The following is a 6,785-nucleotide window of genomic DNA, read 5'->3' on the forward strand; positions in this document are numbered from 1 at the left end:
ATCGGCATTTATGACCCCCAGGCCGTAACAGGCCTACGATGTGGTCTCAAAGTTAATTCAAACACCTGGGGGCCGGCCCAGGGGCGGGCCGCGATTTCCTGCCTATTGCGGAGTCATCGATGTCCAGCCCGGAAAATCCGATCCTGTCGGTCACCCGCGTGGAGGCCGTCTACAACGGCGCCATCGCCGCCCTGCACGGTGTCGACCTGTCGGTCGGCAAAGGCGAGATCGTCGCACTGCTCGGCTCCAACGGCGCCGGCAAGACGACGCTGCTACGCGCCATATCCAATCTCCTCCCGGCCGAGCGCGGCACCGTTACCGCTGGCCGGATCACTTTCGAGGGCGAGGATGTCTCCAGGGCAAGCCCCTCCCACCTCGTCCGCAAGGGTCTGGTCCAGGTCCTCGAGGGCCGACACTGCTTCCGCTCGCTGACGGTCGAGGAGAACCTTCTGACCGGCGCGCTCGGGCGTTCGTCCTCGCGCACCGGCGTCAAGGCCGACCTCGACCGCGTCTATGCGCTTTTCCCCAGGCTCGCCGAGAAGCGGCGAACCCGGTCCGGCCTCACCTCCGGCGGCGAGCAGCAGATGACGGCTATCGGCCGCGGTCTGATGTCGCGGCCGAAACTCTTCGTGCTGGACGAGCCTTCGATGGGGCTGGCGCCGCTGATCGTCGACGAGATTTTTAGCGCCTTGAAGCGGCTCAATCGGGACGAAGATCTTTCGATCCTTGTCGCCGAGCAGAATTCGGCAGTGACGCTGAAATATGCCGACCGCGCCACCGTGCTCGAAAACGGAAAGAGCGTGCTGGAAGGTTCGGCCGCCGACCTGCGCCAGCGCGACGACATCAAGACCTACTATCTCAGCGGCACGCCGCTTCCATCGCAACATTTTCTCCAGGAGACCGCAGCATGACCATCCAATCGAAGCAGCCGTTCGATATCCGCAGCGCCGTCCCCCCGGTCGAGCGTCCGTCGGCCAGAGCGCATGTCATCAAGACCGACGCCGAGGCGATCGCTGTGGCGGAAAAACTGGCCGCAGACTTCGCCAAGGACGCCTCCAGGCGGGACCGCGAGCGCATCTGGCCGAAGGAAGAGCTCGATGCGTTTTCGCAGAGCGGCCTGTGGTCGATCAACGTGCCGAAGGCCTATGGCGGACCGGAACTCTCCTATGTGACGCTGTCGAAGGTGATCGCCATCATCTCGGCGGCCGATCCGTCGCTCGGCCAGATTCCGCAGAACCATCTCGGCGTCGTCGCCGCCATCCGCACCGTCTCTGACGAGGCGCAGAAGCAGCTGCTCTTCGCCGAAGTTCTGTCCGGCACGCGGTTCGGCAACGCGTTCTCGGAATTCGGCTCCAAGCGAGCGGCCGATTTTGAGACCAAATTCGTCGACGCTGGCGACCACGTCGTGGTCAATGGCCAGAAATTCTATTCGAGCGGCGCGCTGCTCGCCCATCTGGTACCGATCGTGGCGCTCGATGACGAAGGCCGCGCCTGGTATGCCATCGCCGACCGCGGTGCGCCCGGACTGACTGTCATCGACGACTGGTCGAGCTTCGGCCAGAAGACGACACTGTCCGGCACCGTTCTGCTCGACAATGTCAAGGTGCCGAAGACGCATCTTGTCCCCGGCTACAAGGGCTACGACAGGCCGACGGCCGACGGCGCCATCTTCCAGATCATCCAGGCCGCGGTCGATCTCGGTATCGCCAAAGCGGCGATAGACGAAACCGTCAACTTCGTGCGCACTAAGTCGCGTGCGTGGATCGACAGCGGCGTCGATCATGCCTGGCAGGATCCCTATACGATCCAGGCGGTCGGCGACCTTCGCCTGCGGGCCAATGCGGCCGAGGCGGTTCTGGACAAGGCCGGCCCTGCGGTTGATCGCGCTGTGCTCGACCCCAACGAGAAGACCGTCGCGGAAGCGCAGATCGCTGTGGCGGAATCCAAGATCCTCACCACCGAGATCGCCATCAACGCCACCAACAGACTTTTCGAACTCGCGGGCACGCGCTCGACATTGGCCGAGCACAATCTCGACCGGCATTGGCGCAACGCCCGCACCCACACGCTGCACGATCCGGTGCGCTGGAAATACGCAATCCTCGGCAACTACTACCTGAACGACGTCAATCCGCCGTTCCATGCCTGGAGCTGAGCGAGACGCCGTCAAGTCATAGAGGACTATTCATGAGCATTGCCATCCCCGACAGGATCAAGGTCCTGTGGTTTCTCCCGACCCATGGCGACAGCCGCTATCTCGGCACCTCCGAGGGGGGCAGGGCGGTCGACTTGCCCTACCTCACCCAGGTCGCCAAGGCGGCCGACGCCATCGGCTACTACGGCGCGTTGCTGCCGACCGGGCGCAGTTGCGAGGACAGCTGGGTGGTGGCGTCGGCGCTGGCGCCGCTGACGCAGCGGTTGCGCTTTCTTGTTGCCGTCCGTCCCGGGCTGCAGTCGCCGACGCTCGCGGCGCGGATGACCTCGACGCTCGACCGCATTTCGGGCGGGCGCCTGCTCATCAACGTCGTCACCGGCGGCGACCCGCTCGAGAACAAGGGCGACGGCATCTTCCTCAGCCATGACGAGCGCTATGAGGTGACGCGGGAATTCCTCGATATCTACAAGGCCGTGCTGCGCGGCGAGACGGTTGCCTACGAAGGCAGACATTTGCGCATCGAGGACGGCCGGCTGCTGTTCCCGCCCGTGCAGACCCCGCATCCGCCGCTGTATTTCGGTGGCTCGTCGGAGGCGGCCAATGCGGTCGCCGCCGAGCAGATCGACAAATACCTCACCTGGGGCGAACCGCCGGCTGACGTCGCCGCCAAGGTCGACCATGTGCGCGGCCTTGCCGAGAAGGCCGGACGCCAGGTGAGTTTCGGCATCAGGCTGCATGTCATCGTTCGCGAAACCAATGACGAAGCCTGGGCCGATGCCGACCGCCTGATCAGCCGCCTGGACGACAAGACGATCGCCGAGGCGCAGAAGGTTTTCGCGCGCATGGATTCCGTCGGCCAGTCGCGCATGAGCCGGCTGCATGGCGGCCGTCGCGACAAACTCGAAATCAGTCCGAATCTGTGGGCCGGTGTCGGCCTGGTGCGCGGCGGCGCCGGCACCGCTCTGGTCGGCGATGCGGCGACGGTGGCGGAGCGCATCGACGAATACCGGCGCATCGGCATCGATACCTTCATCCTGTCCGGCTATCCGCATCTGGAGGAAGCCTATCGCTTCGGCGAACTGGTGCTGCCGCTGTTGCCGCTCGATCACGAAATCTCGACGCGGCCGACGGCGGTTAACATGGGCCCCTTCGGCGAAACGGTGGCCGGCGACCATCGCCCGTCGTCGCTGCGCGCGAGCCAGTCTTGAGCGCCAGCGAACCGATCATAGCGATTGTCGGCGGCGGCTTTTCAGGTGCGGCGACTGCGTTTCATCTGGCGCGGCTGCTGCCGGCCAGTGCATCCGATATCGTGGTCGTCGAGCCGCGCGAAAGGCTCGGCTATGGTCTGGCCTATTCGACGACCGATCCTTCACACCGCATCAATGTGCCGGCCTCGAGGATGACGCTGATCTCCGGCCAGGATAGCCACTTCGCCGACTGGCTGCAGCAGAGCAGCGCTATTGTGGGGGATGTCGAGGCTATTGCCGCCAACGGCGCGATCTACCCGCAGCGCCGTGTTTTCGGCGGCTATGTCGAATCCCATCTCCAGCCCTTTCTGCTCAGCAAAACGATCCGCCATGTCAGGTCCGCCGTCGCGTCAGTCGAGCGCAGTGGCGAGGGCTACAGCCTGATCCTCGCCGATGGCAGGACGCTCGCAGCGGACGCCGTGGTGATTGCGACGACGCATCCGCCGCCGGCCTTGCCGTTGGCCATGCAGTCCGTGGCTGGCATAGCTGGGCTGGTGGCCAATCCCTATGACCTCGAGAGCTTGGAAGCGATCAGCCGCAATGACCATGTCCTGGTCATCGGCACCGGACTGACGTCCGCGGACGTGATCGCGACCCTCGACCGCAAGGGGCATCGTGGCCACATTGTCGCGCTGTCACGTCATGGCTAGCGCTCGCGCAGCCACGCCTCGATACCGGCCGATCCAGTCGGTGATTTCACGACCCTTCCTTCACGCAGCGCAACGGCACTGTTCAAGCGCATCCGGGTAACGATTCTTGATGCCAAGCGTCAGGGCGAAGACTGGCACCCGGTGCTCGATGCCGTCCGGCGTCAGGGACAGGCCATCTGGCAGGCCTTGCCGCTAGCCGAGCAGCGCCAGGTTGTGCGTCATCTTCGCGCGCTGTGGGATGTGCATCGCTTCCGCGTTGCGCCACAGATCGCGGCCGTGCTCGATCGCCGCGCTGCCGAGGGCAGGCTTTCCTATCGCGCCGCATCGATTGTCGGCGCCGAACAGGTAGACGGATGCATTCGCGTCAGGCAGCGGCTGCGTGGCCAACGCAGCCTCGTTGTCGATGCTTTCGACAGTGTGATCGTGACGACCGGACCGGCGCACGCCGATATCTTGCGGACCAACACGGCGATTGCGGCGCTCGAGCGGATGGGATTGGTCCGGCTCGATCCGATTGGTCTTGGTTTGGATACCGACAGCCAAGGCCGTGCGGTAGGCACATCCGGGCGCCCGACCGATAGCATTTTCGTCAGCGGGCCACTGGCGCGAGGCAGCGTCGGCGAACTGATGGGAATTCCCGAAGTCACCGCACATGCCGAGCGCATCGCCGCCGAAATTCACCAATGGTTGGGATACCAAACGGCGTTGCGTCGCAAGGCGTCGTGAAGCTGCAAACACGATGAGGCTATCCAGATGACACTGACCGAACGCGTTCCCCTATTGGAAACCTTAGTGGAAACCCGGGTTCCCCTGAAATTTGCGATGCGACACCTGGCCGGAGCTGTCTCCGTGGTCACCGCCGGTGTTGGCGACGAACGGACGGGCGCAACCATTACCACCGCCCATTCCCTATCGGTCGAACCAGAGGTGATGGTTGTCAGCATCAATCTGAACTCGTCTACCTGGGCAGCCATCAGCCGGCATCGGCATTTCTGCGTGAATGTGCTGCGTGCCGACCAGATCGCGATTGCCGACCGCTTTGCCGGGCGCGGTGGCCTGAAGGGGTCGGCGCGCTACGAGGGCGCTCGCTGGTCCAGCCTTGCAAGCGGCGCACTGGCACTCGACGAGGCGCTGGCCGCGGTCGACTGCGCGGTTGAGGATACTATTATTCGCCACAGCCACGCGCTGATCCTCGGCAGCGTCCGGCATGTGGTGAGCGGAGAGCCCGGCCCGGCGCTGATCTATCATCACGGCGCATACGGATCGTCGTAAACGTATTTCGGTTCCTGGTGCTTGGCGGCGCGGTGAAGGTCCAGGCATTCAAATTAGGGCTTGATCTAGAATGCCTTGGAGAGAAAACAGTAAAGGGGAGGCGGGTCTTTTGGCGTCTAGCCAGAACCGCAGGCTAGAAGTGATTCCCAGCCATTTTGTCGCCCGTCACAATGTTACAAAACTCATCGTAAGTAGTTGATTTTATTATAGATACCTAGAGTTCAATCCTCTCTCGCAGCACCATCGAATTCAGCATGCACCTGTTAGCGTCAACTGGTCGCCGACTGTCTGCAACAGGTGGAGAGCGGAAGTATCATCCCGGGAAATGTCGCCTCAATCGAGGCTGGCCGGCGACGAGAACGGCTGATTGGCGTCGACCACGAAGATGGCCAGCTCATCGAGATCGGTTGTGCCGGCGCTGAACACCTCCATCGGCGTGTTGGCCCCGTGTCCGATCATTGCCGTGCCAGCTTCAGCATAGGTCACTCCGTGGGGCGTTCTCTGGCCGAGCTTGCCGGCCAGCACATAGAAGGCCTCCGGTCCCGGATGCGTATGGATCTTCGTCTTGACGCCGGGCGCTCCACCGGCGCGGTTGACACGCAGCGAATACTCGCTTGCGCTGATCGGAGGGATCGGTCCGATCTCGACGACCTTGGTTCCGCCGGTCGTAGAGCCGTCCTTCGGTCCAAGCGTGAACAGCCAGACCTTGCCTGCGATCTCTGCCGCAAGCGAGGTCGGGCCTGCCGCGCTTTGGGCCTGCGCCAGCGTTGGCAGATTATCCAGCCGCCAGTACAACGGTCCGGAGGGCAGTTCCTTCACCTTTTTCTCAACCACCGGCTCGACGGCGAATTTGCTGTCTGCGGGCATTGCGGCTGACCTCATCAGCCCGAAAGCACGCATCGAGAATATAAGCACGCCAATACGACGGGCGCTGAGGGAATGCGGCTTCATGATTGGTCCTCCCTTTCATGGTCGTCCCCTCGCCCCAATATTAGCTATAGCATATGTACCGCCTTACGGAACGGACCTAGTTTCGGGCCAGCTAGAGCGCCTGCCGCCAAAGAAAATGATGCCAAATCGCCTAGGGAGAGTTCTCAGGTATTGGAACTAGGTCGTCGCGGTGGCATTGGCTGCGATGACGAGTGCCAGCAGCGCAAGGCGTGGCTCCTCCGTTGTCAAATGGGTAGCCGACGACCCCGTTTAGAGTTCGAAGCAGTCTTGCCCGCTGGCTACTGTGTCTGACGTGAATCCAACGGTCCAGCCGTCCAAAATCGATCCGCGCATGGCAGCCAGAGCCGTTCGGGCGGGCGCTCGAAAATGCCTGAGGTGCCAAGCATCTCGCCATGTTAGGAAAATGCCAAGGTCGAGGCTCGCATGGATAGTGTGCTGAAGGTTCTGCAAAAAGTGTTGGAGAGAGAACGGCGCTTGCTCTGAGGGGCGAGCGGCCATGGCACGGTGGTG

At 63.0% G+C, this 6,785-nt stretch carries 7 protein-coding genes; 5 read left to right on the plus strand and 2 right to left on the minus strand.

Annotated elements, in window-relative coordinates:
• Positions 1 to 119 precede the first annotated feature (119 nt).
• From NKI97_RS35050 to NKI97_RS35065, 4 genes are read left to right on the plus strand one after another with little or no spacing between them, the layout of a single operon-like run.
• Positions 120 to 911, plus strand: coding sequence for an ABC transporter ATP-binding protein (locus tag NKI97_RS35050; RefSeq protein WP_352838567.1), 792 nt, complete (start codon positions 120 to 122; stop codon positions 909 to 911).
• Positions 908 to 2,155, plus strand: coding sequence for an SfnB family sulfur acquisition oxidoreductase (locus tag NKI97_RS35055; protein WP_352838568.1), 1,248 nt, complete (start codon positions 908 to 910; stop codon positions 2,153 to 2,155). The genes NKI97_RS35050 and NKI97_RS35055 overlap by 4 nt, the downstream gene beginning before the upstream one ends.
• A gap of 32 nt (positions 2,156 to 2,187) precedes the next feature.
• Positions 2,188 to 3,363 carry an FMNH2-dependent alkanesulfonate monooxygenase gene (gene ssuD / locus NKI97_RS35060; protein ID WP_352838569.1) on the plus strand — a complete coding sequence of 392 codons (1,176 nt, stop codon included), beginning with the start codon at positions 2,188 to 2,190 and terminating at the stop codon, positions 3,361 to 3,363.
• A complete protein-coding gene (locus NKI97_RS35065) occupies positions 3,360 to 4,052 on the plus strand; it encodes an FAD/NAD(P)-binding protein (RefSeq protein ID WP_352838570.1) in 693 nt (230 codons plus the stop codon). Before ssuD ends, NKI97_RS35065 begins: the two co-directional genes overlap by 4 nt.
• Positions 4,053 to 4,244: 192 nt before the next feature.
• Here the strand turns inward: NKI97_RS35065 and NKI97_RS35070 are convergent, their stop codons facing one another.
• Positions 4,245 to 4,736, minus strand: a complete 492-nt coding sequence (locus NKI97_RS35070) for a hypothetical protein (protein WP_352838571.1) — start codon at positions 4,734 to 4,736, stop codon at positions 4,245 to 4,247.
• 69 nt (positions 4,737 to 4,805) lie between these two features.
• Here NKI97_RS35070 and NKI97_RS35075 point away from each other — a divergent pair, with 69 nt between their 5' ends.
• Positions 4,806 to 5,324, plus strand: a complete 519-nt coding sequence (locus NKI97_RS35075; protein ID WP_352747130.1) for a flavin reductase family protein — start codon at positions 4,806 to 4,808, stop codon at positions 5,322 to 5,324.
• Positions 5,325 to 5,657: 333 nt separating this feature from the next.
• Here NKI97_RS35075 and NKI97_RS35080 read toward each other — a convergent pair whose 3' ends face one another.
• A complete protein-coding gene (locus NKI97_RS35080) occupies positions 5,658 to 6,275 on the minus strand; it encodes a cupin domain-containing protein (RefSeq protein ID WP_352747133.1) in 618 nt (205 codons plus the stop codon).
• Positions 6,276 to 6,785 lie beyond the last annotated feature (510 nt).

It is taken from the genome of Mesorhizobium sp. M0296 (genome assembly GCF_040321675.1).
Taxonomy (GTDB): domain Bacteria; phylum Pseudomonadota; class Alphaproteobacteria; order Rhizobiales; family Rhizobiaceae; genus Mesorhizobium.

Excerpts from the sequence above, each read along its gene's own strand:
- NKI97_RS35050 (WP_352838567.1), top strand. The coding sequence starts at position 120 with ATGTCCAGCCCGGAAAATCCGATCCTGTCGGTCACCCGCGTGGAGGCC.
- NKI97_RS35055 (WP_352838568.1), top strand. The coding sequence starts at position 908 with ATGACCATCCAATCGAAGCAGCCGTTCGATATCCGCAGCGCCGTCCCC.
- ssuD (WP_352838569.1), top strand. The coding sequence starts at position 2,188 with ATGAGCATTGCCATCCCCGACAGGATCAAGGTCCTGTGGTTTCTCCCG.
- NKI97_RS35075 (WP_352747130.1), top strand. The coding sequence starts at position 4,806 with ATGACACTGACCGAACGCGTTCCCCTATTGGAAACCTTAGTGGAAACC.
- NKI97_RS35080 (WP_352747133.1), bottom strand. The coding sequence starts at position 6,275 with ATGAAGCCGCATTCCCTCAGCGCCCGTCGTATTGGCGTGCTTATATTC.